21 protein-coding genes are annotated in these 25134 nt (G+C 60.6%); 10 read left to right on the top strand and 11 right to left on the bottom strand.

The genetic code is table 11. The features are described 5' to 3' along the window. Nucleotides 1-297 carry a hypothetical protein gene (locus NAP1_RS03535; protein ID WP_007163858.1) on the bottom strand — a complete coding sequence of 99 codons (297 nt, stop codon included), beginning with the start codon at nt 295-297 and terminating at the stop codon, nt 1-3. 148 nt (nt 298-445) lie between these two features. On the opposite strand from NAP1_RS03535, the gene NAP1_RS03530 reads away from it, so the two are divergent. From NAP1_RS03530 to NAP1_RS03485, 10 genes are all read left to right on the top strand, one after another. Further along, entirely contained in the window at nt 446-1132 is a 687-nt protein-coding gene (locus NAP1_RS03530) for a class I SAM-dependent methyltransferase (RefSeq protein WP_007163857.1), read from the top strand. Beyond that, a complete protein-coding gene (locus tag NAP1_RS03525; protein ID WP_007163856.1) occupies nt 1129-1596 on the top strand; it encodes a DUF411 domain-containing protein in 468 nt (155 codons plus the stop codon). Before NAP1_RS03530 ends, NAP1_RS03525 begins: the two co-directional genes overlap by 4 nt. Nucleotides 1597-1640: 44 nt before the next feature. Continuing rightward, nucleotides 1641-1916, top strand: coding sequence for a hypothetical protein (locus NAP1_RS03520; RefSeq protein WP_007163855.1), 276 nt, complete (start codon nt 1641-1643; stop codon nt 1914-1916). Between the two features lie 281 nt (nt 1917-2197). Then, nucleotides 2198-3481 (top strand): APC family permease, encoded by a 1284-nt coding sequence (locus NAP1_RS03515; protein ID WP_232725834.1) that lies wholly within the window; start codon nt 2198-2200, stop codon nt 3479-3481. A gap of 112 nt (nt 3482-3593) precedes the next feature. After that, nucleotides 3594-4343, top strand: a complete 750-nt coding sequence (locus tag NAP1_RS03510) for a glutaredoxin (RefSeq protein ID WP_193353873.1) — start codon at nt 3594-3596, stop codon at nt 4341-4343. Then, nucleotides 4340-4753, top strand: coding sequence for a potassium channel family protein (locus NAP1_RS03505; RefSeq protein WP_007163852.1), 414 nt, complete (start codon nt 4340-4342; stop codon nt 4751-4753). The genes NAP1_RS03510 and NAP1_RS03505 overlap by 4 nt, the downstream gene beginning before the upstream one ends. Further along, complete coding sequence (locus NAP1_RS03500) at nt 4750-5277, top strand: DUF305 domain-containing protein (RefSeq protein WP_007163851.1); 528 nt, start codon at nt 4750-4752, stop codon at nt 5275-5277. The genes NAP1_RS03505 and NAP1_RS03500 overlap by 4 nt, the downstream gene beginning before the upstream one ends. Continuing rightward, nucleotides 5274-5762, top strand: a complete 489-nt coding sequence (locus NAP1_RS03495; protein ID WP_007163850.1) for a DUF6692 family protein — start codon at nt 5274-5276, stop codon at nt 5760-5762. Before NAP1_RS03500 ends, NAP1_RS03495 begins: the two co-directional genes overlap by 4 nt. A 92-nt stretch (nt 5763-5854) precedes the next feature. Continuing rightward, nucleotides 5855-6559 carry an NAD(P)-dependent oxidoreductase gene (locus tag NAP1_RS03490; RefSeq protein WP_007163849.1) on the top strand — a complete coding sequence of 235 codons (705 nt, stop codon included), beginning with the start codon at nt 5855-5857 and terminating at the stop codon, nt 6557-6559. Between the two features lie 72 nt (nt 6560-6631). Continuing rightward, nucleotides 6632-7984, top strand: a complete 1353-nt coding sequence (locus NAP1_RS03485; protein ID WP_007163848.1) for a rhodanese-like domain-containing protein — start codon at nt 6632-6634, stop codon at nt 7982-7984. Nucleotides 7985-7995: 11 nt separating this feature from the next. Here the strand turns inward: NAP1_RS03485 and NAP1_RS03480 are convergent, their stop codons facing one another. The 10 genes from NAP1_RS03480 to NAP1_RS03435 all read right to left on the bottom strand — a co-directional run bounded on the left by NAP1_RS03480 (nt 7996) and on the right by NAP1_RS03435 (nt 25124). Next, nucleotides 7996-10326, bottom strand: coding sequence for a heavy metal translocating P-type ATPase (locus tag NAP1_RS03480; protein ID WP_007163847.1), 2331 nt, complete (start codon nt 10324-10326; stop codon nt 7996-7998). Between the two features lie 12 nt (nt 10327-10338). Beyond that, entirely contained in the window at nt 10339-11883 is a 1545-nt protein-coding gene (locus NAP1_RS03475; RefSeq protein WP_007163846.1) for a multicopper oxidase family protein, read from the bottom strand. 56 nt (nt 11884-11939) lie between these two features. Continuing rightward, nucleotides 11940-12323, bottom strand: a complete 384-nt coding sequence (locus tag NAP1_RS03470) for a copper-binding protein (protein WP_234990067.1) — start codon at nt 12321-12323, stop codon at nt 11940-11942. After that, nucleotides 12302-15469 (bottom strand): efflux RND transporter permease subunit, encoded by a 3168-nt coding sequence (locus NAP1_RS03465; protein WP_007163844.1) that lies wholly within the window; start codon nt 15467-15469, stop codon nt 12302-12304. The genes NAP1_RS03470 and NAP1_RS03465 overlap by 22 nt, the downstream gene beginning before the upstream one ends. Next, complete coding sequence (locus NAP1_RS03460) at nt 15466-16956, bottom strand: efflux RND transporter periplasmic adaptor subunit (RefSeq protein ID WP_007163843.1); 1491 nt, start codon at nt 16954-16956, stop codon at nt 15466-15468. The genes NAP1_RS03465 and NAP1_RS03460 overlap by 4 nt, the downstream gene beginning before the upstream one ends. Then, nucleotides 16953-18188, bottom strand: a complete 1236-nt coding sequence (locus NAP1_RS03455) for a TolC family protein (protein ID WP_007163842.1) — start codon at nt 18186-18188, stop codon at nt 16953-16955. Before NAP1_RS03455 ends, NAP1_RS03460 begins: the two co-directional genes overlap by 4 nt. A gap of 121 nt (nt 18189-18309) precedes the next feature. Continuing rightward, the gene (locus NAP1_RS16635; protein WP_241761171.1) at nt 18310-18582 is read right to left on the bottom strand and encodes a hypothetical protein; all 273 of its coding nucleotides are present in this window, start codon (nt 18580-18582) and stop codon (nt 18310-18312) included. Nucleotides 18583-18775: 193 nt separating this feature from the next. Further along, the gene (locus NAP1_RS03445) at nt 18776-19414 is read right to left on the bottom strand and encodes a cation diffusion facilitator family transporter (protein ID WP_007163840.1); all 639 of its coding nucleotides are present in this window, start codon (nt 19412-19414) and stop codon (nt 18776-18778) included. Then, on the bottom strand, nt 19411-21903 hold the full coding sequence (locus NAP1_RS03440; protein ID WP_007163839.1) for a heavy metal translocating P-type ATPase: 2493 nt from the start codon (nt 21901-21903) through the stop codon (nt 19411-19413). Before NAP1_RS03440 ends, NAP1_RS03445 begins: the two co-directional genes overlap by 4 nt. Then, nucleotides 21903-25124: an efflux RND transporter permease subunit gene (locus NAP1_RS03435; protein WP_156777321.1), complete on the bottom strand. Its 3222-nt coding sequence runs from the start codon at nt 25122-25124 to the stop codon at nt 21903-21905. The genes NAP1_RS03440 and NAP1_RS03435 overlap by 1 nt, the downstream gene beginning before the upstream one ends. Between the last annotated feature and the right edge of the window lie 10 nt (nt 25125-25134).

The raw sequence follows: 25134 nt of genomic DNA, 5'->3' as shown, positions 1-25134 counted from the left end.
CTATGACCCCACATGAAGCAATGCAGCGGGTGACAGGGATTCTCCGCCAACGAGGCTCTCGCCAACAATTTCTGTAGGAGCGCCGTTTTCGGACGGCCATCCGCTGGTCCCTGCGCCTGCCGTTAGGCCGACGACAAACAGACCGGCGAACAAGGCCATTCTGCGCCGCTGATCGGCAATTTCCCCCAGCTGCCCTGCGCGCTGCCAGACGCCGTTCATGAAGTCGGGCGGCACGTCGCCAGCCTTCTGCGAGGCCATGGTGCCGAGCATCGCATCGAGTGTCTGATTGTCACGCATCCCTTGCTCCTGTCGGTTGCACGGTTCCTATACGCGATGCTTCGCGCAAACCCTCAAGTTTCTTTTTTGAGGGGTGCGGGTCGGCGACGCGTAAGAGGAGTAAGTCAAGCAACAGCGGCAAGTACCAGCGTCGAATAGGAGCCATGGCATGAAAAGCGCGGCAGTTCCGCCAAAAGAACGCGAGTTCACTCCGCCGCTGGGCAAAAGCTGGCTCACGCCGTTCTATGACCGCGCGATCGCAATCTTTACGCGCGAGAGCCGGTGGCGCCGCGCGATCGTCGAAGAGGCCGTATTGGTGCCGGGCGACAAGGTCATCGATGTCGGGTGCGGCACCGGAACCTTGCTCAGAGCGCTGATGGCCAGCTGTCCCGAAGCCGGCTTCATCGGCGTTGAGCCAGACCCCGCCGCGCTGGCGATCGCGCAACGCAAATTCGGTGCCGGAGTCGATATGGTCCGGTGGCACAACGGCTTTCTCGACAGTCTCGAGCTTTCCGGCGGCTGGCAACCAGATAAGATCGTCAGCAGCCTCGTCCTTCACCAGGTGCCCGTATCGCAAAAGCGCGCGATCCTCGAGCAGATCGAGAACCTGCTGGCCCCCGGGGGCATGGCGCTGATTGCCGACTATATGCGGCAGGATGCTCCACTCATGCGCGCGCTGTTCCGTTCGAGCGTTCAGCTTCTCGACGGCGTGAAGGACACCCAGCCGAGCGCCGACGGAGCCGTCGAGAAATTGCTCGCCGAGATTTTCGCAGACGCCGAATTGCTCGATCGTATCCATACCGCGACCGGAACCATTTCTCTCTGGCGCGGCATCAAGAAAGGCAATGCTCAATGAACCTCATGAAAGATTCGAGACCGCTACGCCGTTCGCTGGCGGCCTCGCTCCTCCTCGCCATTGCAGCCTGCTCGAATGCGGCCCAGGCCGCGACCTACACCATGTTCCGCGACGCAGGGTGCGGCTGCTGTCTCAATTGGGCCGGTCACGTAGAACACGGACTCGAAGCAGAGGTCGCCTCGGTCGACACCGACGACATGGCTGCGCTCAAGACAGCCAGAGGTGTGTCGCAGGATCTGTGGTCGTGCCACACGATGGAAGTCGATGGCTATATCATCGAAGGCCACGTGCCCGCCGATGCCATCGCGAAACTATTACGCGAAAGCCCCGAAGGCGTGGCAGGCCTGGCTGTGCCCGGAATGCCGCTTGGCTCGCCCGGAATGGAAGCCGGGGACCGGGTGCAGCCGTATGATGTCATCGCCTTCGGCTCAGGCGGGCAGCGCGTTTTCGCATCCTACCCGTGACCATGGACAAGCCATCTCAGCGCCAACTCTAACGGAGGACCATCATGTCAGACTATTCGGTCAAAACCTCAATACTGATATGGGGCTGGACACTCAGCCTCTTCCTGCTTTTCAGCTACCTGATCTGCATCGGTTTCGGCCTGCTCGCGCCCGAACAGGCGCACATGCACGAAGCGTGGGCGCCGCTGCTTCCCGGGTTCGAATGGCTGACCATCTCGGGCTTTCTGGCAGGCGCTCTCGGCAGCTTTTTGTACGGTTGGTACATCGCGATCATTGGGGTGCCAATGCTGCGATTTTTCCGGAACCGATTCAGGACGTAGCAGATCGGCGGCGATGGCCGCTTGCCTTGAAACTCGCGGAGCGTTTTTCGGTCGCGCAGGCAGTCCGCTTTAGGCCGCAATTTGCTCGAGCGCCCCGAGCAAAACGCAACTCTCCGGCTTTGTCCTGAAAGTTTTTTGAGGGACGCGGCAAGGGCGAACGTACTGGTCGACATAATCTTTCTTTCACGGGAGACCATCGACAGGGGAAAGTCTTGCAAGACCATGAGCACGAGAATCAAAGCGAAACGGCTGGCTCGATAACCCTGCTGGGCGGCGTTGCGATGGGTACCGGCGTCATGATCGGTGCCGGCATATTCGCGCTGACCGGGCAGATCGCCGAGCTCGCCGGTCCGCTCTTCCCCCTGTCTTTCATCGCCGGCGCGCTGGTAACTTCGCTGGCGGCCTACAGCTATATCAAGATGTCGAACAAATGGCCGTCTTCGGGCGGCATCGCGATGATCTTGCAGAAGGCCTACGGACCCGGCGTCATTGCCGCGTCGGCATCGCTCCTGATGGCTCTGTCGATGGTCATCAATGAAAGCCTCGTGGCCCGCACCTTTGCGACTTACGCGCTGCGCCCGTTTGGCCTCGAAAGCAGCGGGTGGCTCGTTTCGCTGGCAGCGCTTGCACTCATCATCTTCGCCTATCTCGTCAATGCAGCGGGCAACAAGTCGGTAAGCGGCTTCTCGCTCATCATGTCCGCCATCAAGATCGGCGGTATCGCGCTGTTCGCAGTCGCGGCGATCTGGGCCAGCGGATTTTCATCAGGCGCATTTTCGCAGTCCGTTTCGCTGACCAATGCAGAAGCCCTGCTCGCCTCGGTTGCTTTCTCGATCCTCGCCTTCAAAGGCTTCACCACGATTACCAATAGCGGCGGCGAAATCGTTGACCCGCACAAGAATGTCGGCCGAACCATCATGATCTCGATAGCCGTCTGCATCGTGATCTATCTGCTTGTCGCAGTGGCGGTGGGTTCGAGCCTGAGCATATCCGAGATCGTCGAGGCGCGCGATTATTCGCTCGCGGCTGCGGCGCGTCCGGCGCTGGGAGAACTGGGCTTCTATTTCACCGTGGCGATCGCGATCGCCGCCACCACTTCGGGCGTGATAGCGAGCGTATTTGCCGTGTCGCGCATGCTTGCGATGCTGACCGATATGAAGATGATCCCGCACAGCCATTTCGGCATGAGCGGCGGGATTCGCAGCCACATGCTGGTCTATACGGTGGTCATTGCCGGGACGCTTGCCGTCCTGTTCGATCTGTCAAGGATCGCCTCGCTGGGCGCCTTCTTCTACCTCGTCATGGATATGCTGGTTCACTGGGGCGTCCTGCGCCACCTGCGCAAGGAAGTCGGCGCGCGCGCAACAATACTTCTGACAGCGCTCGCGGCAGATGGCGTGGTCCTCGCAGCCTTTACCGCGGCCAAATTGCGCAGCGATCCTGCCGTTGTCGCCTACGCGGCGATCGGCATCGTCGCAGTCTTCGTGGGAGAATGGATCTACCTCTCGCGCAATTCCGAAGCGCCCGCATCTCCTGAAGATGATGGGTCAGGAGAGAAAAGGTGATGGCACCTTCTTCAACCAGCTTTGCCGCTTTTACGCCGGGCTTTTTCGAAACCGTTCACCGAAAACCGGCGTTGAGCACGAGAAACGTCAGGCAAAACAGATGGAGCGATTCATGACGACCCGAACAGCGGCGGTCTACCGTATGGTCATGGAGGACCATGTCTGTCCCTATGGCATCAAGACGGTCGATCTCCTCAAACGGCAAGGCTTCGAGGTCGAGGATCATCACCTGACCAGCAGGGAGGAAACCGACGCATTCAAGGACAAGCACAACGTCGAGACCACCCCGCAGACCTTTATCGAAGACAAGCGCATTGGCGGCTATGACGATGTCCGCGAGTTCTTCGGCAAGAGCCGTTCGCAGCCAGAGGAAGGCGAGACCAGCTATCAGCCGGTCATTGCGATTTTCGCGGTCGCGCTGCTGCTCGCGCTAGGGCTGAGCTGGGCGTTTTTTGACGACCTGTTCACCGTCCGGGCCGCGGAATGGTTCGTCAGCCTGTCGATGACCCTGCTCGCCGTCCAGAAGCTTCAGGACGTGCGCAGTTTCTCGACAATGTTCCTCAACTACGATCTGCTCGCACGGCGCTGGGTGCCCTATGGCTTCGTCTACCCGTTCGGCGAAGCCGCTGCCGGCATTCTGATGACCGCAGGCGCGCTGACCTGGCTCTCGGCCCCGCTGGCATTGTTCATTGGCACCGTCGGCGCTGTCAGCGTCTTCAAGGCTGTCTACATCGACAAGCGTGAGCTCAAATGCGCTTGCGTCGGTGGGGGCAGCAATGTGCCGCTCGGCTTCGTCTCGCTGACCGAAAATCTGTTCATGATCGGAATGGGTCTGTGGATGGGCGCGAAGCTTCTCGCATGATCACCGCGCTCCTTCTCGCCGTCTTTCTGTTCCTTGCAGCCGTCGCTTCCCACCTTGCCATTCTGGGTGTCGGCCACCGGCTTCTCGATCGCCGCCGCGATACGCTGGGAAAGCTTGCAGTCTCGCTACTCGTGCTCGCGTCGCATTTCCTGGTCGCGATCCTTTTTGCCGCAGGTTTCTGGCTGGGCGCGCAATGGGGCCTGGGAGGGTTCGACAAGGCGCCTTCCATGGACTGGATGGACTACTTCTATTTCTCGCTCATCAACGTGACCACACTGGGCCTGGGCGACATTTATCCGACCGAGCACCTGAGAGTTCTCGCCGGCGTCGAGGCCCTTACCGGCTTCGCTCTCATCAGCTGCTCGGCGCAGCTATTCTGGACCATGATGCAAAAAGGAGAAAAAGCATGACCGAAAAGACCTCCCACTCGGACAAGGGAGGGGGCGGCAGCTACTGGCGATTCATGGCCATGGTGTCGACCTCGACCGTGATCATGTTCTTCCTGATGTATGCCAACACCTTTACCGTCGATGATCTTTTCTGGAGCGAAACGCGCTTCTGGATGATGTTCGTCATGGGCGCGATGATGATGGTTGTCATGCTGCTCTTCATGTGGGGCATGTACAAGGACCGGACCAAGAACTTGATCATCCTGGGCGTCGGGGCCTTTGTGTTCGCGCTCGCACTATGGCTGGTGCGCAGCCAGACCACCGTTGACGATACCGAATATATGGCAGCAATGATCCCGCACCACTCAATCGCGATCATGACCAGCGAACGCGCGAGCCTGAAAGATCCTCGCGTGCGCGAACTCGCGCAGGCCATCATTGTCGCACAGCGCCGCGAAATCGCCGAGATGAAATACCTCATAGACGATATCGAGCAGAACGGTCCTCGAACCGAAGAACGCCTGCCCGAGGAGATGCAGCCATGAACAAGATAGCTTTCACGGCGCTCATCGCGCTGCCGCTTGCCGCCTGCAATTCGAACACCGCTCCGGGCAACGACCGCGAAGCCCAGCTCGACCCGCCTGCCACTGCCGCGCCGATCGAGGACGCGGCCAGTGCACTGGCAAATGTTGACCCGGGCCTCATGCTTCCCGGGACCATGAATGACGCGGACCTTGCTGCTCTGGGCGCAGGACAGGCCTGCCAGTTCCGCCTGACCGAAGTGGCCTTTCCCTCGTTTGTCTATGACGGTGACGGGGGCGGAGCGATCAAGATCAATGGCAAATTGATCCCCGTGACCGCCGATGGCCCTGGCAGCTATGCGAACGGCGAGCTTCGGATCAAAACCCGCATGCTGGATGATGAAGGCGATGCGGGCCTGCAAATGCAGGAGATGATCGTGGCAGCACCAAGAGCCAAGGATGAGTTCGGCTTTTGGGGTTATACCACCTGTCCGGCCGACGGAGCCTGATACTGGCAGGGCGCATGGGCGGGCCGTCGGCTAACCCATGCGCCCGCGCCTCCGCCCTTCGTCGCCCTCACCATTTTTACAGGAACAAGCAGATGACCGATACGAGGCCCATCGCTGTCTTCGGCGCAGGCGGGAAGACCGGCACCGAGCTCTTGAGGCGTGCCATTGCCCGAGACATACCGATCCGCGCCTTTGAACACACCGTGCCTGGGCCAGGCGAGCGGGTGGGCGACTTCGAATATATCGAATGCGATGTGCTGTCGGATAATTTCGCGGGCGATCTCGATGGCTGCCGCGCGGTTATCTCGACCCTCGGTGTCGCTTTCGGTCCGGGCAATGCGATCGATCCACCGCCGCTCTATACCGATGGCACGCGCAACCTGCTCGAGGCGATGGCACAAGCGAAGATCGACCGCATTGCCGTAATCTCCGCTGCCTTCGTCGAACATCAGTCGAGCGTCCCGGCCTGGTTGGAACTCACTGCCAAGCCTGCATTGTTCAATATACTCGAGCAGATGCGCTCCATGGAAGTGATGCTCAGCGACGCCCAAGGTATTAAATGGACGGCCGCACGGCCGGGCTGGCTGCTGGATGAGCCTTACACTGGCGACGCCGTGATTACGGACGAGCGGCTGGCGGAAGGCTGTTTCCGGTGCCGTCATGCTGATCTCGCGGCGAGCCTGCTTGAATTCGTGTGCGAAGACACCTGGATCAACGCAAAGCCTGCCATCGGCAGGCCCGAAGCCGAACGTTTCGAAAGTCCTGGTGCCATCAAGGCCGAACTCGGTATCGATTGAGCGTCGTATCATTTATCGTTCTGTAACAAGCCCGAACGTTACAAGTTTTGAGCAACAGACAAGGAAAATTGTATGTTTCTGGAGAAGATCAAAACCCCTGGCCTCTCGCACCTTTCCTACATCATCGGTTCGGGCGGACAGGCAGCGGTCATCGATCCGCGCCGGGACTTCGAGGTCTATGTCGAAAGGGCCCGGGCTGAAGGGCTGGAGATAACGCATATCTTCGAAACCCATCGCAATGAGGATCTGCTCAGCGGCTCGCCGATCCTTGCGGACTTGACTGGTGCGACGGTTCACCACGGTCCCAATCCGGCCGGAAACGTGGCCTTCGCCAACACTACGCGCGAAGGCGATTGTTTCGAGCTGGGTCAATTGAAGATCGAAGTGCTTGAAACACCTGGACACACCGACGATCATCTCGCTTTCGTCATCCATGACAGCGAATATTCCGAGGGACCGGTCGGCGTCTTTACCGGCGATGCCTTGTTCGTCGGCGATGTCGGACGCACCGATTTCTATCCCGAGCGCAAGGAAGAAGTCGCGGGCCTTCTTTTCGACTCCCTGCAGAAACTTTGCCGCCTCGGCGACCAGGCGATCATCTACCCGGCGCATGGTGCGGGCTCGGTCTGCGGGTCGGGAATGGCGGACCGGGAATTCTCGACAATCGGCCACGAGCGGCGCAACAACCCGCGCCTGCGCATCTCCGACCGCGATGAGTTCATCAAGGCGAAGGTAGCAGAACACCACTACCAACCTCCCTATTTCCGGCTGATGGAACGGCTTAACCTCGAAGGGGCCGATGCCGCGCCGCGGATTATGCGGCCAAGGCGTCTGGGGCTGGACGACCTTCGCGAGAGCGGCGCCGATCACCTGGTCGATGTGCGCGAGCCGCTCGCCTATGCCGCCGGTCATATGCCGGGTGCCATGTGCCTTCCGGTGGGAATGATACCGGCCTTTGCCGGATGGTTCCTCGGTGAAGGCGACAGGATTGCCCTCGTCGCTTCCGAGGAAGACCAGCTAGCCCACGCCATGGCCCATCTGGTGCGCATCGGTCTCGATAATGTTGTCGGCGGCTATGTCGGCGTGGTTCCAGCCGCTGCTCAGGGCAAAGCGATGCGCAGCATTCCCATGATTGGCACCGAGGAAGTCGCGCGCAGGCTCGATCAAGACAGCTGCGAATGGACTTTGCTCGACGTGCGCGACGCGGACGAACGACAAGATGCAAGCATCGACGGGTCAGAGCATATCTATGTTGGCGAGCTCAACACGCGATGGAAAGAGCTCGACCGCGACCGCCACTACACGCTGATGTGCGCGAGCGGCATGCGGGCGAGCGTTGCGGCAGGCTGGCTCGCAAGCCAGGGCTTCAAGCGCCTCGACATCTATCTCGGTTCCATGGGCGCTTGGAAAAACGCGCATGGCTGAAGTTTGGCCTGTCAGACTTCGAGGCGCAGACCCCGCAGCCGCAGCGCATTGCCTATCACCGATACGGAAGAGAGGCTCATGGCTGCGGCCGCAATCATCGGGCTGAGCAGCACTCCGAAGAAGGGATACAGCACGCCTGCCGCGACCGGAATGCCGAGTGTGTTGTAAGCGAAGGCGAAAAACAGGTTCTGCCGGATGTTGCGCATCGTCCCACGCGACAGCACGATGGCCTGCACCACTCCTGTCAGGTCGCCGCGAACCAGCGTCACGCCTGCGCTTTCGATTGCGACATCGGTGCCGGTGCCCATCGCAATACCAACATCGGCGGCAGCCAGCGCAGGAGCATCGTTGATCCCGTCCCCGGCCATGCCGACCCGGCGACCTTGCGCTTTCAGCTCTTCGATCTTGCGGTGCTTGTCTTCGGGCGAGACATTCGCATGCACTTCGTCGATTCCCATTTCACGGGCGACCGCTTCGGCAGTGCCGCGGCTGTCGCCCGTGAGCATAACGACCCGGATATCGCGCTTGTGCAGTGCCGCAATGACCGCTGCACTGGTAGGCTTGATCGGATCGGCCACCGCGATGAGCCCTGCCGGACGGCCATCGAATGCCACGAACATCACTGTTTGACCCTGCCTGCGGCCACTTTCGGCCGTGCCGAGCCAGGCCTCGTCATCGATCCCGACGCGCCGCATCATCTTCTCATTGCCGATCGCAACCCGGCGGCCCTGGACATTGGCTTCAACACCTTCCCCGGTCGTCGAAGCGAGATCCGTGGCATTGGCGGGCGAGACCCCGCGCGTCCGCGCACCTTCGACGATGGCGTGGGCCAGCGGATGTTCGCTCCCCATTTCGACGCCTGCAACCGCAGCCAGGAAATCGGCTTCGTCGATTCCTTCTGCTGGCGTCACCGCCACCAGATCGGGCTTGCCCATCGTCAACGTGCCGGTCTTGTCGACCACTAGCGTATCGATCTTCTCGAGTGTCTCCAGCGCCTCGGCATTGCGGATCAGGATGCCATGCTGGGCACCCTTGCCCGTGCCGGTCATGATCGACATCGGCGTAGCGAGACCAAGCGCGCAGGGACAAGCGATGATCAGGACCGCAATGGCATTGACCAATGCGTAGGCAAGCGCAGGTGCGGGACCCCAGATTCCCCAGACCACGAAGGTGGCGATGGCTATCACCACCACCGCAGGCACAAACCAGCCCGCCACCTGATCCGCCAGTCGCTGGATCGGTGCGCGGCTGCGCTGCGCCTCGGCCACCATCTGGACGATCTTGGACAGCATCGTGTCCTTGCCCACGCCGGTTGCGCGCATAATGAACCCACCAGTCTGGTTGACTGTGCCGCCGATGACTGTGTCGCCAGCCTGTTTGGCGACCGGAAGCGGTTCGCCGCTGATCATGGATTCGTCGATGGCGCTCGATCCCTCCTCGATTTCTCCATCGACCGGAACCTTATCGCCGGGGCGGACGCGCAGACGATCGCCTGTGGCCAGCTGGTCGAGCGGCACCTCGCGCTCATCGCCGGAGCCGAAGATCTTGACCGCGCTGGGCGGTGCCAGCTCGAGCAATGCGCGCAAGGCGCTCGAGGTCGAGCCCCTGGCCTTGAGCTCGAGGACCTGTCCGAGCAGGACAAGCGTGGTTATGACCGCTGCCGCCTCGAAATAGACCCCGACCCGTCCCGAATGGTCGCGGAACGCTGCAGGGAACAGATCGGGCGCGACCGTCGCCACCACGCTGAACAGATAGGCGATGGCAACGCCAAACCCGATCAGCGTGAACATGTTGAGATTGCGCGTCTTGAGCGACTGGATGGCCCGAACGAAGAACGGCCAGGCTCCCCAAAGAACAACCGGTGTGGCAAGGGCAAACTGCGCCCATTGCGCCCAGGCAGGTTCGATCAGCCCGTCGAAACTGAGCCCCGGTGCCATGTCGCTCATCGCGTAGACGAACAGAGGCAGCGTAAGCAGTGCGCTCCACCAGAACCTACGCCGCATGTCGACCAGTTCGGGGTCGGGGCCATCGCCCAGCGAAACCGTTTCCGGTTCGAGCGCCATGCCGCAAATCGGGCATGAACCTGGCCCGGGCTGGCGGATTTCAGGGTGCATCGGGCAGGTGTAGATCGTGCCTTCGGGCACATCCTCGACCGCGTCGAGATGCGCGCCCGAGAGATAGAGCTCGGGATCGGTGACGAACTTGTCGTGACAGCGCGGCGAACAGAAATAGTGTTTCGCGCCATCATGCGTCGCGATATGCTGAGCCCCGTCGATTGCAACGCTCATGCCGCAAACCGGGTCGATCGCAGTACCCTCGATTACGCTCTCGTTCTTGCTCATCGCCTGTCCTTCCTAGCTCTTCACGACTACGAACTGCCCCATCATGCCTGCATCCTCGTGTTCGAGAATGTGGCAGTGATACATGTAGGGCAGGTCTGGGTCGGTGTGTTCTTCAAAACGCAGGAGAAGGCGTACCTGCTCGCGCGGGTTGACGATCACGGTATCCTTCAAACTGGTTTCCAATGGTGGGGGCGCTCGGCCATCGCGGTCGATCACACGAAACTGGACGTTATGGATATGAAACGGGTGGGCCATCATCGAAGCGTTGGCGATCTCCCAGATTTCCCATTGGCCGACCGGCACACGTTCGTTGATCACATTCATGTCCATCGCAGCACCGTTAATGGACATTCCGCCGCCCATCATGCCCATGTCGAGAACGAAACGCCGGGTTCGGACGGCTGACGACAGGTCGGGTGGAGCAAGCGATGCCAGTTGTGTCGGCACCCTGATGCGCTGGGCCGAACTTGCCGGCCTGATATCGAGGATTTGAAACACGTCTGCGGAAGCATCGCCGCTATCGCCGCGCCCCGTCATCCCGCCGCCCATCATTCCGCGTCCGCCCATCATGTCCATGGCGTTTTCGGGACTGCTGGCAAGAAGGCGAAGCGGGCGTCCTTCCGAGAGATCGATAATTACCTGCGCGCGCTCCCCCGGGGCGAGCCTGACCGAGCGGACGATGTGCGGACGATCGAGCAAGCCGCCATCGCTCGCGATCAGTTGCATCGAACGATCACCTTCGAGCGAAAGATCGTAAAGGCGGGCGTTCGATCCATTGAGGATGCGCAGCCGCAATTGGCCTGTCTGTGCGTCGAACACAGCGTTTTCAGTGCCGTTGACGAATATCCGGCTCCCGCGCACGCCCATCATCCGCGTGTGCATGCTCAGCGGGTACACCAAGCGGCCGGATCCATCGATGACGCGGTCCTGCACGATCAGCGGAATGTCGTCGACGCCATAGTCGCTCGGCAAGTCGAGGCGCTCTTCCTCGTCATCGCGAACAAAAATCGGCGCGGCAAGCCCGGCATAGACCTGCGGCCCGGCTTCGCGTTCCAAATGCGAATGACACCAGTAGAGCGAAGCCCGCTGGCGAACTTCGAAAGAGGGGCTCCAGCGTTCGCCGGGACGGATCAACTGATGCGGTCCGCCATCGGCTGCGGCAGGAAGTTCGAAACCATGCCAATGGACCGTAGCGCCTTCGGCCAGCTTGTTGTCGATATGAAACTGCACCCACTCGCCCCGGCGCATTTCAAGCGTCGGTCCCAGATAGGGTGCGTCGATGCCGATGGTGGGCGAAGCAACACCGGGGACGAATTCCTTCTGGCCCGGTGTCAAAGACAGGCGGAAAACCCGTGCGCCCTGCTCAATCTCGCCACGCTGCAAGGGCGGTATAGCGAGTGGATTGGACCCGTCAGTGCTGTCCAGCATCGATGCGTCTTGCGCCTTGCATCCCGCAAGCGGGAACGCGGCAAAGCCTGCAGCAGCAAAACCAGCGCTTTTGATCAGTGTGCGGCGGTCCACGGGGAATGCCTGGGTGATGCGCGGTATCCGGATCATGCTCCTCCTGTTTCGCGATGGGCGGCACCAGATTTGCCTGGCACCACCCAACCGATTTACTCCTTCGTGATCGACGTGATCACACTGCCTTCAGAACCAGTACGAAATTCAAAGGCAATTCCCTCACCGACGCTTACTTCGCTGCGCAGTTGCTCATCGGCTTCAAAAGCCATGGTCATCGCAGGCCATTCGATCGCTGGGACCGGACCGTGGTCGACGGTTATCGTGCCCGCTTCGGCATCGATTGCAGTGACCGTGCCTTCTGCGCTGACGGTTTGCATTTCGCTGCCAGGTTCCATCATTGGCATATCCTCGCCGTCCATCATCATTTCATTTTCTGCCATCGGCATGTCGTTCATGTCGGCAGTGTCCTGGCCAGAATCGCAGGCCGCCAGCGCCAGCGGAAAGGCCAGTAGGCTCATGAGGGTTGTGGTACGCATTCTTCTTCTCCTTGCGGTTGGGTTGGCCGTTCGGGCCGGGGGCGCCGCATCAACAAATATGCGGCGGGGATAACGAACATCGAAAGCAGCGGCGCGGTGATCATGCCGCCCACCATCGGCGCGGCGATGCGGCTCATGACCTCCGAACCTGCGCCGGTTCCAATGAGGACAGGGAAGAGACCGGCAAGAATGACGGCCACGGTCATCGCCTTGGGACGCACGCGCAGAAGAGCACCCTCCCTGATGGCTTCGCCCACGCCGTCCGCATCGAGGGCACCGCTGCGCCGGGCCAGCGCAGACTTGAGGTAGATCAGCATGATGACGCCGAACTCGGCAGACACACCGGCAAGCGCAATAAAACCCACCGATGTCGCAACAGACTGGTTGTAGCCCATCAGATAGAGCAGCCAGAAGCCGCCGGTGAGGGCAAAGGGCAGCGTGCCCATAACAAGTAGCGCTTCGTCGAAGCGGCGGAAGATCAGGTACAGCAAAACGAAAATGATGCCGAGCGTCGCGGGAACGACGACCTGCAACCGCTCATTGGCGCGGGTGAGATATTCAAACTGGCCCGCGTAGGAAATGCTTACACCGGCAGGCAGATCGACGCCCTCTGAAACTGCCGCCTGAAGATCGCTTACGACCGAGGTCAAATCGCGCCCGCGCGTATCGACATAGACCACGCTGATGAGACGGCCTTGCTCATTCTTGAGCATCGGGGGGCCATCGCTGACGCTCACCTGCGCTACGGTGCCGAGCGTAATTTGCTGGCCAGAGGGGGTTAGCAAAGGCAGCGCGTGCAGTTCTGCGAGGCTGTCGCGGATCTCGCGCGGATAGCGCACATTGATGGGATATCGCGCCAATCCTTCGACCGTTCTGCCGATATTCGCGCCGCCGATCGCGCCTGACACAATCTGCTGAACATCGGCGATATTCAGCCCGAAACGCGCCGCAGCGACCCGGTCGATGTCCACATCGACATAGCGGCCTCCCGAAAGACGCTCTGCCAAAGCGGAGCTGACGCCGGGAACCTGTTTTGCGACATTCTCGACCTGCAACGCCACGCGCTCGATCTCGCCAAGGTTCTCGCCAGACACTTTCACGCCTATCGGGCTCTTGATACCGGTCGCGAGCATGTCGATGCGATTGCGGATCGGGGGCACCCAGACATTGGCGAGCCCCGGCACCTGCACCGCACGATCAAGCTCTTCGACGAGCTTCTCCGGCGTCATTCCGGGTCGCCACTCTTCTCGAGGTTTGAACCGGATGGTCGTCTCGAACATCGTGAGCGGCGCCGGGTCTGTTGCGGTATCCGCGCGTCCTGCCTTGCCGAACACGGTGTCGACTTCGGGTACGGATTTGATCAGTCGATCAGTCCGCTGAAGCAATGCCGACGCTTCACCAGGAGACAGACCAGGCAACGCGCTTGGCATATAAAGCAAGTCGCCTTCGTCGAGCGGCGGCAGGAATTCTCCTCCAAGGCGGGTGAACGGGACCAGCGCTGTAAGGAATACGAGGCCTGCCACAACCAATGTGGTTTTCGGTCGGCGCATTACCCAATCAAGACCGGGCCGGTAGGCGTTGGTCAGCAAGCGATTGAGGAGGTTGGTGTCCTCCTTGGGTATCTTGCCGCGGATCAGCCAGCCCATGAGTACGGGAACCAGTGTCACCGACAGAATGGCGGCCGCCGCCATGGCATAGGTCTTGGTAAAGGCCAGTGGGGAAAAAAGGCGGCCTTCCTGCGCCTGCAGAGTAAACACCGGCAGGAACGATAGGGTTATGATCAGGAGGCTGAAAAACAGCGCTGGCCCCACCTCTTTCGATGCGTCCGCAATCAGTTTCCAGCGTTCATCGTTGGACATCTGCTCGTCGGGATGGTCCTCTTCCCAATGCTCGATATGCTTGTGCGCGTTCTCGATCATGACGATGGCAGCGTCGACCATCGCGCCGATTGCGATGGCTATGCCGCCCAAGGACATGATGTTCGCATCGACCCCTTGAAAACGCATCACGATAAAGGCCGCCAGCACCCCCAATGGAAGCGTGACGATCGCCACCAATGCTGACCGCACATGCCATAAGAATAGCGCGCAAACGATCGCGACGATAATAAACTCGGCGATGAGCTTTCCGGTCAGGTTTTCGATCGAGGCATCGATCAGCTTCGAACGATCATAGGTCGTGACAATCTCGACCCCTTCGGGAAGACTGGCCTGGAGCACGTCGAGCTTCTCTTCGACAGCCGCGATGGTTGCCCGCGCATCCTCACCCTGTCTGAGCACGACAATACCGCCTGCGACCTCGCCTTCGCCATTGAGTTCGGCGATTCCTCGCCGCATTTCGGGGCCAAGCTGGATCGTGGCGACATCGGACAAGGTGACGGGGATACCGTTACCCACCGATTTCAGCGGAATCTGTCTGAAGTCGTTGAGAGATGTGAGATAGCCCGAAGCGCGGACCATGAATTCGGCCTCGCCCATTTCAACCACCGATCCGCCGGCCTCCTGATTTGAGGCCTGGATGGCACGCACGACATCGCTGTAGGTGACGCCAAGCGAAGCCATCCGGTAGGGTTCCAGCACGACCTGGTACTGCTTGACCATGCCGCCAACGCTTGCAACCTCTGCAATGCCGGGGATGGTCTGGAGCTCATAGCGCAGGAACCAGTCCTGAAGACTTCTGAGCCCAGCAAGATCGCTGTTCCCCGTTCGGTCGACGAGAGCATATTCGTAAATCCAGCCCACCCCCGTCGCGTCCGGCCCCAGCGAGCTTGTCACACCTTCGGGCAATTCGTTTTGCACTTGGTTGAGATATTCCAGCACGCGCGAGCGCGCCCAGTAGAGGTCCGTACCGTCCTCGAAGATCACATAGACGAAGCTGTCGCCGAACATCGAATAGCCGCGCACCGTTTCCGCGCCCGGCACCGAGAGCATCGTCGTTGCGAGCGGGTATGTGACCTGATCCTCAACGATGCGCGGAGCTTGGCCCGGATAATTAGACCGCACCACGACCTGCACATCAGACAGATCGGGGATCGCATCGACAGGCGTTGCGCGCACCGCCCAGAAGCCAGCCAGCGTGACCGCGATAGCCGCCAGAACGATGAAAAACCGATTGGCGATCGATGCATCGATTATGCGCGCGATCATCGGTCGGTCTTCCGAATGGATTCGATACGCGGACCGGTGTCGTGCTGCGAGAACGTAAACTCGACCTTGTCGCCCGGTTCAATACCGTCAACTAGAGCGGCGTCTTCGAGTGCGAAGGGCATGACCATGCTCGGCCATTCGAGAGCGGGAACCGGCGCGTGATTGAGAGTGATCGAAGCACCAGCGATTTTCGTCACTCTTCCCGTAGCGGTGTACGTCCTCATGTTTGGCGAGCCTTCCGACGCCATGCTCATGGTCCCATCGATCGACCTGACGTCGATCCCGCTAAGACTTGCTTCGGAGTCGATCAGGAACTGACCTGAAGTGACGACCTGCTCGCCCTCCGCAAGGCCTGCGAGTATCTCTGTCCTGCCATTCGCTTCGCGCCCGATTTCGACCTCAGCAGGCAGGAACGCGCCTTCATCCTGCTTGAGCATCACGAGATTTCGGCGTCCGGTTCGAATGACCGCCTCCGACGGTACCAGCAAGGCTCGCCGTGTGTCGGGTGAAAGCGACACCTGCGCGAACATCCCCGGTTTCAACCTGCCGCGCGGATTGGGTAGCTCAGCCCGAACGGTGATGGTTCGGCTCGCGGCATCGGCGCTTGGAAGGATGGCAACAATCCGTCCCGCAAATCGCTGATCCGGATACGCTGCCAAGGTCGCACTGATGGGCTGGCCCTGCCGGACATTTGCGGCCTGGACTTCAGGAACCGAAGCTTCAAGCCATATCGGCGTAAAGCCCGTAATCTCGGCCAAAGTCTGACCTTCCATTACAGTCATGCCCGAGCGCACCCCAAGCATTGTTACGGCACCGCCCACGGGAGCCGTGACGGTGATCGTGTTTTGAGCTCTGCGTGTGCGTTCAACCGACGCGATCATTGCGTCGGTCATGCCGAGCAAGCGCATGCGCTGCCGCATCGCGTCTGCAAGTGCCTGATCGCCGGTATCGAGCACAGCAATGTATTCACGCTGCGCGCCGCCCCAGTCAGGGACAAGAATGTCGACTATCGGAGCGCCGCGACGCACGACATCGTCCTGTGCAAGACCATAGGTCCGTTGGACATATCCGCCCGCTCTTGGCTGGACGATGGCAACATCCCGGCTGTTGTACGCGAGGACGCCCGTCACGGTGATTTCCGGCTCGAGAACTCCGAACTCGGCCGCTGCAGTGCGAATGCCGAAATTCTGGACAAGGCCCGGATCGATCCGGACGCCCGCTTCCGCAGCTTCTCCCGCGCACTTGGGAACCAGCATCATGTCCATGAAGGGCGACTTACCGGGCTCGTCAAAGCGTTGTCCGGGCACCATCGGATCGTACCAATAGAGCACGTCCTCACAGTCAGTATCCGTCGCCGACCCAGCCCCGCTGCTCTCGCCGCCGAGCATGTGAAGACCGTAGCCAGCAGCCAGGCTGACAAGGGCAATACCTAGCCCAGCCGCAAACAAGCGTTGGCGCTGCGTAAATCGTTCGAGCACGGAGTTCATGGCCTGCCCTCCCCGTATGTGAGTTGTAGTTTGACCGCCGCCTGCACCGCCGCCTGTTCGCGTTCGAGAATTTCCAGCTCGAGCAGGGCAAGTGCGGATTTCGCCGCAATCACATCGACGAGATCGGCACGCCCGGCCGCAAAGCTGGCTGTCTCGAGCTCAACGCGGTCACGCGCGAGCGGAAGAAGTTCATCACGCGCGCGGCGCCATTGGCGCGTAGTGCTGCGCCAAGTGGCGAGTTGGGCTTCGAAATCCGCAACCAGCGCGCGCCTGCGATCCTCGCGGTCGGCCAAAGCGGCAGCGGCATCGGCTTCGGCGGCGGCGATGCGCGGATTCTGCCGCCGGTCGGTGAAGATCGGAAGAGTAATCGACCCCATGACCGACACCGCATCGCCAAACGCCTGGTCGCGACGACCATAGGTGACGCTCACCCCAAAATCCGGCCGCTTTTCAGCGCGAGCGAGCGCCACACCGGCTTCGGCCCGATCTTGTTCCGCATCGGCCAGAATGAGTTCGGGATTCTCTTCCAGTTCGAAGCGAAGCTGGTTTTCATCCAGAGCCGCCGTGGGAGCCTCACCCAAGGCAACCGGGTCAGGGAACGGTATGTATCGGGAAAGCTGCGCTTGCGCCGTCTCGCGCTCGGCCTCGATCGACGTCGCTGCATCCTCGATCCCAAGCAGTTCGCGCCGGATCGCCAGACTCTCTGCCGGGCGGGCCGACCCGGAGGCGACGGCGCTGTTCGCTGCGGGTACGAATGCCCTCAATTCGTCCAGCGCGGCGTGGGCAAGCTCAATCCGCGCCTGCGCATAATAGAGCCTCACCCAAGCCGTTCCCGCATCGGCGAGGAGATCACGGTCGGTCACACCCAGGCGCGCTTCGGCTAGCCTCACTTCCGAACTGGCAACGCCAAATTTCGCCCGTCGGCGGGCGAGGTTGGGTATCTCCTGCTCGATACCGATGGCGACTTGCGTAGGAAGTTGCCGGTCAAGCTCGAACGCCGCGGGACCGCTGACCGGAAGATTCATAACCCCTGCGCGTACACGCGGGTCAGGAAGCTCGTCTGCCGCTTCCGCAGCCTCGCGCCGTGATTGCACACGCAGCGCGCCAGCTTCTAGAGCGGGTTGCTCGACTCTTACCGATGCAAGGGCTTCTTCGTATCCGACAGACTGCGCTTGCGCAGCTTGTGCGCTGAGCAGGGCCGAAAACGGCAACAAGCCAATTCGCCAATCCATAATTCTCACTCTTTCAAAGCGAACTGGCCGGGAACGACTGCGGCGTACGCGTCAATCGACACGGCGCAAGTCAAGTAATCCGTCAAGCTCGCAAACGGCGCAGAGCACCGCCCGGGAAATGCTAGATGGTGAGTTCAGTTTGTGGAGGGGGAGATTCCGGCGGTCGAGGCTGGCCGTCGAGCCTGCTGGCGCTAGCGGCCAGATACGTAGGCGCAACAGGAAACGGTCCTGCATGCGCCAGTCCCGGACCCGCAAGCGCTAGCGGCGGGAGGCAATTCATGGCTACGAGACAATCGAGGCTCATCTCGCAGCATGAGCCATGCTGTTCGGTGGAGTCCGTTTCGGAAACCATCTGTTCGGGCATCGCGTGTTCAGACATGCCGTGCTCGGCCATGCTTTGCGCCATTTCAGCACAATCAGCCGACCCAGCCATATCGCTCTGCGGAACGGCCGCTTGCGCAGCAACCTGCACAAACAGTCCGAAACTGAAGCAAATCAGGGTCAAGGCGCGAACAAACTTCACGAACCTGCGATAGTCTGAATACGGAGCCGAGGCAATCCAGCGACCAAAATGCGAATTTCGAGCATCATCTTCCGAATTCGTCGCCTTTGATATGTTCGGTGCCCGCTTCCTCATGCTTATCCCTGTGCGCATCGCGAAGGATATCGATCCCGCCATACAGGGCAATGCCAGCAACCGCGATCCCAACCACGAGATCCGGCCAATTTGCGCCTGTAAGCATAACGATGATCCCGGCGACGATGATGCCGCCGTTCGATATGAAATCGTTGAAGCTAAAGGTGGTCGCTGCGCGCAGATTAACATCCTTTTGCTGAAGCTTCTGGAGCATGCGCAGGCAGATGAGGTTCACCACCGCCGCGATGGCCGCCATGGCGATCATCATCAGGCCGCCCGGCTCCGAGCCTTCGATGAAACGCCTGACGGCATCGGCGATAACACCTCCGGCGAAGATCAGGAGCATGATGCCTGAGAAACGCGCGGCCCCTCGTTTCCAGGATTGCGAACGGGTGAGAGCCAGAAGACTGAGCGCGTAGACAAATGCATCGGAAGAATTGTCGAGCCCGTTGGCCAAGAGCGCGTTCGAGTCCGCAAAATAGGCAACGACAAAGAAACCAACCGCGATTGCGACGTTGAGCCACAATACGATCCACAATGTGCGTCGTTTGTCCGCCGAATCCAGATCGAAGTCATCGTTGCAGCTCATACTGGCTTCTCCACTATGTCTTTTGTGCTGCCCTTCTCTTTATACGCCAGAAGGCGAAGCGCATTGGCGACCACGATCAGCGTTGATCCCTCGTGAACCGCGACAGCGGGGCCTATCCCGAGACCGAAAATGGTTGCCGGGATGAGCACGACAACAATTCCAAGACTGACGATCATATTCTGCCGGATGATCGACCGGGTCTGTCGGCTCAGATCGACGGCGAAAGGCAGTCGGGCGAGATCATCGGCCATCAGCGCGACATCGGCTGTCTCCAATGCAACGTCCGATCCGGCAGCCCCCATTGCTATCCCGACTGTGGCATTCGCCATGGCCGGAGCGTCATTGACCCCGTCTCCGACCATCGCAACCTTGTCCTGGCCGGCAAGCTTGCGGATGGCCTTGACCTTGTCGTCGGGCATGAGATTGCCCCAGGCCTCGTCGAGGCCGACTTCCGTTCCAACCGCATCGGCCACTCTTTGGTCGTCGCCCGAGATCATGATCATTCGGGTGATCCCGAGGCCGCGCAACGCTTCGAGCGTCGCCTTTGCCGCCGCTCGCGGCGTGTCGAGCAAACCGATCGCTCCGAGATCGCGCGTTTCCGAGCGAACGCCCATTGTCGTTCGCCCGCGCTCGCGCATGCCCTCGATAGCATCCGACAGTTCGGCACTGAGCGGAGGGACCCCGTCTTGCCCGAACATTTCGAGCTTTCCGATCCACACCCGCTCACCGCCGACAAGCGCGGTGATGCCCTTGCCTGTGAAGCTTTCGAGATTGGTAGCTTCGGGCAGAGTCTCATCGCCAAGCCGCTGCTTGCCGTCCCTGACAATCGCCTGTGCCAGGGGATGATCGCTCAGATTTTCAGCCGCCGAAGCAATCGCAAGCAGTTCGTTTTCAGATACACCCTGCTCGGGTTCGACATCGGTAATGCGGGGTTCGCCTTCGGTAAGAGTACCGGTCTTGTCGAACGCGATGGCCTTGAGCGCACCGAGATCCTCGAGCGGCGCGCCGCCCTTCACCAGAATGCCGCTGCGTGCAGCTCTCGCCACTCCGGACAAGACCGCGCTCGGGGTCGCGATCGCCAAAGCGCACGGGCTCGCAGCCACAAGCACCGCCATCGCCCGGTAGAAACTGTCGCGGAACGGCTCGTCGATGATAACCCATGCGAAAAGGAGCAGGCCGGCCAGAGCGAGCACGGCAGGCACGAAAATTCGCTCGAAGCGCTGCGTGAAGCGCTGGGTAGGAGATTGCTGAGCCTCGGCTTCGCTCACCATTTGGACGACCTTGGCTAGGGTCGTATCGCTCGATCGCCGGGTCACTTCCACTTCGAGCGCGCCCGATCCGTTGATCGTCCCCGCGAAGACGCGATTGTCATCCGCAAGATTGTCAGGATTGGCGCGCGCAGAAGCGACATCCGAAACCGCGCTCTTGTCGACCGGCACGCTTTCGCCGGTCACCGGAGCCTGATTGATGGCACTGACGCCGTCCAAGATGAAGCCGTCAGCCGGAAGGCGTTCGTTCGGACGCACGATTACCACGTCGCCTAGCGCAAGCTCCTCGACCGGGATCTCAACTACGTCAGGTCCGCGCTTTACCCGTGCGGTGTCCGGGGCAAGCTCGGCGAGCGCTTCGATAGCTTTCTTCGCGCGCCCCATCGCGTAGTGTTCGAGCGCGTGGCCGAAACTGAACAGGAACAGCAGTAGCGCGCCTTCGGCCCATTCCCCGAGAAAGGCGGCGCCCGCAGCGGCGACAAGCATGAGGCTGTCGATTTCGAACCGGCGGAGGCGCAAATTGTCCCACGCCTCTCGGAGAGTGAAGAAGCCTCCGAAGAAATATGCCGCTATATAGCAAGCGAACGGCAGCCAGACCGGATGCCCGTCCCACAGTTTCTCGATCCCGAAGCCGATGGCGAGAAATGCGCCCGAAGCGAGCGAGAAAAAGAGTTCAGTATTAGCGCCGAAGATGCCGCCGTGACTGTGCCCGGAATGATCTTTATCGTCATGGCGGTGTTCTTCAGCATCCCTGGCATTTGCGGCGATTTTGTCGGCCTTGATTGAAACCCCCAGTTCTTGCAGCGCATTGGCAATCGCGGTCTCATCGGTACGCCGGCGGTCGAACTCGGCGACCAGCTTTCCGCTCGCATCGGCATTTGCTTCAAGTACGCCGGATTCGCGGGCTACCAGATCTGCGACCGTCTGCGCCCGGCGCACCGAATTAATGCCCTCGGTTTGCCACACAACATGCCCGTAGCGCCCGGAAATTTCCGCTCCTGCTACGTGCGCAAGTTCTCTGATCCGCGCGATCGTGAGACGATCGGGATCGTAAGATATTGCAAGCTGGGCAGGTGTACTGTTCGATCCTGCAAGGACCTCGACCGCATGCACCCCGGCCCGCGAACTGAGCAACGACTGCAGCCGAGCGATACATCTGTCGGTGTCGCTCGGAATGTCCGGGAGAAGCGACGATAGTTCGAGTTCGATATTCCGTGTCACTAGCTGTCGCTCCTCGCTGCTGCTGATGTCTCAACCTGGGTCGCGCGCGGTTTTCTCGCGAAGATCAGGCTTACAATGGCTGGCAATACGAACAGGGTGAGCGCGGTGGCGGTGATCAACCCGCCAATGACAACCGTAGCCAATGGACGTTGCACTTCGGCCCCGGTTCCCGTCGCAAGCGCCATCGGAACAAAGCCGAGCGATGCGACAAGCGCTGTCATCAACACTGGCCGCAGCCGTGCGATCGCGCCCTCGATGATCGCGTCGCCCAGTTCCAAGCCTTGTTCGAGACGCTGCTTGATCGCTGTGATCATGACGAGGCCGTTCAGCGTCGCAACTCCGGAGAGAGCAATGAACCCCACCGCTGCCGAGATGGAAAAAGGCATGCCGCGCATAGCCAGGAAAAAGACCCCGCCAGCCAGTGCCATGGGGATTGCGCTGAACACCGCCAGCGCAGGGACCCAACCGCCGACCGCCAAATACAGGAGCAACAAGATGACGCCGAAGGCGAGCGGAACCACGATCAGCAGACGCTGCTGAGCCTGTTGCAGGTTCTGGTACTGACCGCCCCATTCGATGAACGATGCGGAAGGCAAATCAACGCCTGCAGCGACCTCGGATTGCGCCTGTTCGACGAATGACCCAAGATCGCGCTCGCGCACGTTGGCGGATACGATCACCAGCCGGCGACCCTGCTCGCGCCGGACCTCGGCCAAGCCATCAATCACCTGAAACTTTGCCACTGCGCGCAACGGCACGGTTCCTCCATTGGGAAGCACGATCGGCAATGATCCGAGCTGGTCGAAGTCATTGCGATTTGCATCCGATAGCCTGACCACGACATCGAAACGTCGATCGCCTTCGAACACCAGCCCTGCGTTTCGACCTCCAAGCGCTATGGCAACGGACTGCGCCACGTCTTCGACCGTGAGGCCGTAGCGCGCAATCGTTGGCCTATCGAAGGCTATATCGAGCGTCGGAAAACCCGAAACCTGCTGGACCTTCACATCGGCCGCGCCCTCGACACCGCGGAGCACGACCGCGACCTGGTTTGCAGCCGCAGTCATAGCCGTAAGATCATCCCCGTAGAGTTTGACCGCGACATCGCCGCGAACGCCTGCGATGAGCTCGTTGAAGCGCAGCTCGATGGGCTGGCTGAATTCGTAGAGATTGCCAACGAGATTACCGAGCGCCTCTTCCATCTCGCTTACAAGCTGATCCTTAGACAGCGAGGGGTCCGGCCATTCTTCGCGCGGTTTGAGGATAACATAGGCATCCGAGATGTTCGGCGGCATAGGGTCGGTCGCGACCTCTGCCGTGCCGGTGCGCGAGAATACCAGCTCAACCTGCGGGAATTGCTTCAATCGCGCTTCGACCTGGCGCTGCATTGTAAGCGACTGCTCCAGTGGGGTGGAAGGAATACGCAATGACTGGACAGCCAGATCACGCTCGTCGAGCTGCGGTGTAAATTCGCTGCCGATGAAGCTGAAGACAAGCGCCGCGAGCGCGAACACGCCGACTCCGGTACCGATGACAGGCCATGGACGGGCAAGCGCTCTGCGCAGCAGCGGACCATAGCGCTCTTTCGCCAATCGGATGGGCTTTGCTTCCTGCTCGTTGATTTTCTTGTTCAGCAAGAGAGCGATCATCGCTGGGACGAAAGTAAGCGAGAGTATGAATGCCGAGGCAAGTGCCAGCATCACCGTGATGGCCATGGGCGAAAATGTCTTGCCCTCAACCCCGGTGAAGGTGAGGAGCGGCGCAAAAACCAGAAAGATGATCGCCTGGCCATACACCGTTGGCTTGATCATCTCATGCGCCGCTGCCCGCGTCTCGGCAAGGCGTTCGCGCAGTGTGAGCAAACGTCCCTCGTGCTCCTGCCTTGCGGCGAGGCGCGCGATGCTGTTTTCGACGATGATGACAGCGCCATCGACAATCAGGCCGAAATCAAGCGCACCAAGACTCATCAGGTTGCCAGATACGCCAAGCCGGTTCATGCCAATAGCTGCCATCAGCATCGACAAAGGGATGACCAGAGCTGCAATGATGGCGGCGCGGATGTTTCCAAGCAGCAGGAACAAAACGACAATGACGAGCAGCGCGCCCTCGACAAGGTTGTTGCGTACCGTCACGATGGTCGCATCGACGAGTGTCGAACGGTTGTAGACGATCTCCGCCTCAACTCCTGCTGGAAGCGACGACCGTACCTCGTCGAGCCTGTCGGCAGCACCCGCAGCTACGGTGCGGCTGTTTTCGCCTGCGCGCATCAGCACAGTACCGACGACGGCTTCCTCGCCATTCAGCGAGGCTGCACCTGTGCGGAGATCGCCGCCAATTTCGACCGTTGCCACGTCGCCGACGCGGATCGGCACACCTTCGCGCGTTGCCACCACTGCCTGCGCAATGTCTTCTACGGAATTCAGCCGGGAATCGACCCGTGCAAGAAGAGCTTCGCCAGCCCGTTCGACAAAGTTGGCGCCTTCGGCCTGGTTCGCCGCTTCCAGCGCGGTAATCAGCTGGTCGAGCGAAACGCCGTAGCCGTTGAGGCGGTCGGGGTCTGGCTGCACCAAGTACTGCTTCTCAAAGCCACCGATCGAGTCTACGCCCGCCACGCCGTTGGCCGAACGCATCAGCGGCGCGACGACCCAATCCTGTACCGTACGCAGATAGGCGGCTCTCGCCACCGCCGTGTCCAATCGCTCGCCCCGGTCCGTGACAAAGCTGCCGTCATTCTGCCAGCCAACAGCACCACCCTTGGGCGCATCGGTTCCGCCCGGATGCTCAAACTCGATGGTATACATCAACACCTCGCCGAGACCGGTCGCAATCGGACCCATCGACGGCTCCGCGCCTGCAGGAAGCGAAGAGGCGAGCGTGGCGAGCCGTTCCTCCACCTGCGATCGCGCGAAATAGATATCCGTGCCTTCCTCGAAGATCGCCGTGACCTGGCTAAAGCCATTGCGCGAGATCGAGCGGGTCATCTCCAGTCCCTCGATTCCGGCCATGCCGGTTTCGACAGGGAAGGTTACCTGCGTTTCGATCTGCGAGGGCGAGAGCGCCGGTGCCTCGGTGTTGATCTGCACCTGAACATTGGTGATGTCCGGCACCGCATCGATGGGCAATCGGGCGAGATTGAAAGCCCCCCAAATCGCTACGCTGAGGGCCAGAACCACGACCGCCCAGCGGTTTCGAACAGACCAGTCTAGGACGCTGCCAATCACGCCATCATGG

The sequence above is a fragment of the Erythrobacter sp. NAP1 genome, assembly GCF_000152865.1.
GTDB lineage: Bacteria > Pseudomonadota > Alphaproteobacteria > Sphingomonadales > Sphingomonadaceae > Erythrobacter.
This window is presented reverse-complemented; position numbering and strand designations above follow the sequence as displayed.

Coding starts and splice junctions, on each gene's coding strand:
- NAP1_RS03445 (WP_007163840.1), bottom strand. CDS start 19,414: ATGAGCTGCAACGATGACTTCGATCTGGATTCGGCGGACAAACGACGC.
- NAP1_RS03485 (WP_007163848.1), top strand. CDS start 6,632: ATGTTTCTGGAGAAGATCAAAACCCCTGGCCTCTCGCACCTTTCCTAC.
- NAP1_RS16635 (WP_241761171.1), bottom strand. CDS start 18,582: ATGGCCGAGCACGGCATGTCTGAACACGCGATGCCCGAACAGATGGTT.
- NAP1_RS03460 (WP_007163843.1), bottom strand. CDS start 16,956: ATGAACTCCGTGCTCGAACGATTTACGCAGCGCCAACGCTTGTTTGCG.
- NAP1_RS03475 (WP_007163846.1), bottom strand. CDS start 11,883: ATGATCCGGATACCGCGCATCACCCAGGCATTCCCCGTGGACCGCCGC.
- NAP1_RS03535 (WP_007163858.1), bottom strand. CDS start 297: ATGCGTGACAATCAGACACTCGATGCGATGCTCGGCACCATGGCCTCG.
- NAP1_RS03525 (WP_007163856.1), top strand. CDS start 1,129: ATGAACCTCATGAAAGATTCGAGACCGCTACGCCGTTCGCTGGCGGCC.
- NAP1_RS03480 (WP_007163847.1), bottom strand. CDS start 10,326: ATGAGCAAGAACGAGAGCGTAATCGAGGGTACTGCGATCGACCCGGTT.
- NAP1_RS03515 (WP_232725834.1), top strand. CDS start 2,198: ATGGGTACCGGCGTCATGATCGGTGCCGGCATATTCGCGCTGACCGGG.
- NAP1_RS03455 (WP_007163842.1), bottom strand. CDS start 18,188: ATGGATTGGCGAATTGGCTTGTTGCCGTTTTCGGCCCTGCTCAGCGCA.
- NAP1_RS03465 (WP_007163844.1), bottom strand. CDS start 15,469: ATGATCGCGCGCATAATCGATGCATCGATCGCCAATCGGTTTTTCATC.
- NAP1_RS03495 (WP_007163850.1), top strand. CDS start 5,274: ATGAACAAGATAGCTTTCACGGCGCTCATCGCGCTGCCGCTTGCCGCC.
- NAP1_RS03505 (WP_007163852.1), top strand. CDS start 4,340: ATGATCACCGCGCTCCTTCTCGCCGTCTTTCTGTTCCTTGCAGCCGTC.
- NAP1_RS03490 (WP_007163849.1), top strand. CDS start 5,855: ATGACCGATACGAGGCCCATCGCTGTCTTCGGCGCAGGCGGGAAGACC.
- NAP1_RS03510 (WP_193353873.1), top strand. CDS start 3,594: ATGACGACCCGAACAGCGGCGGTCTACCGTATGGTCATGGAGGACCAT.
- NAP1_RS03530 (WP_007163857.1), top strand. CDS start 446: ATGAAAAGCGCGGCAGTTCCGCCAAAAGAACGCGAGTTCACTCCGCCG.
- NAP1_RS03470 (WP_234990067.1), bottom strand. CDS start 12,323: ATGCGTACCACAACCCTCATGAGCCTACTGGCCTTTCCGCTGGCGCTG.
- NAP1_RS03500 (WP_007163851.1), top strand. CDS start 4,750: ATGACCGAAAAGACCTCCCACTCGGACAAGGGAGGGGGCGGCAGCTAC.
- NAP1_RS03520 (WP_007163855.1), top strand. CDS start 1,641: ATGTCAGACTATTCGGTCAAAACCTCAATACTGATATGGGGCTGGACA.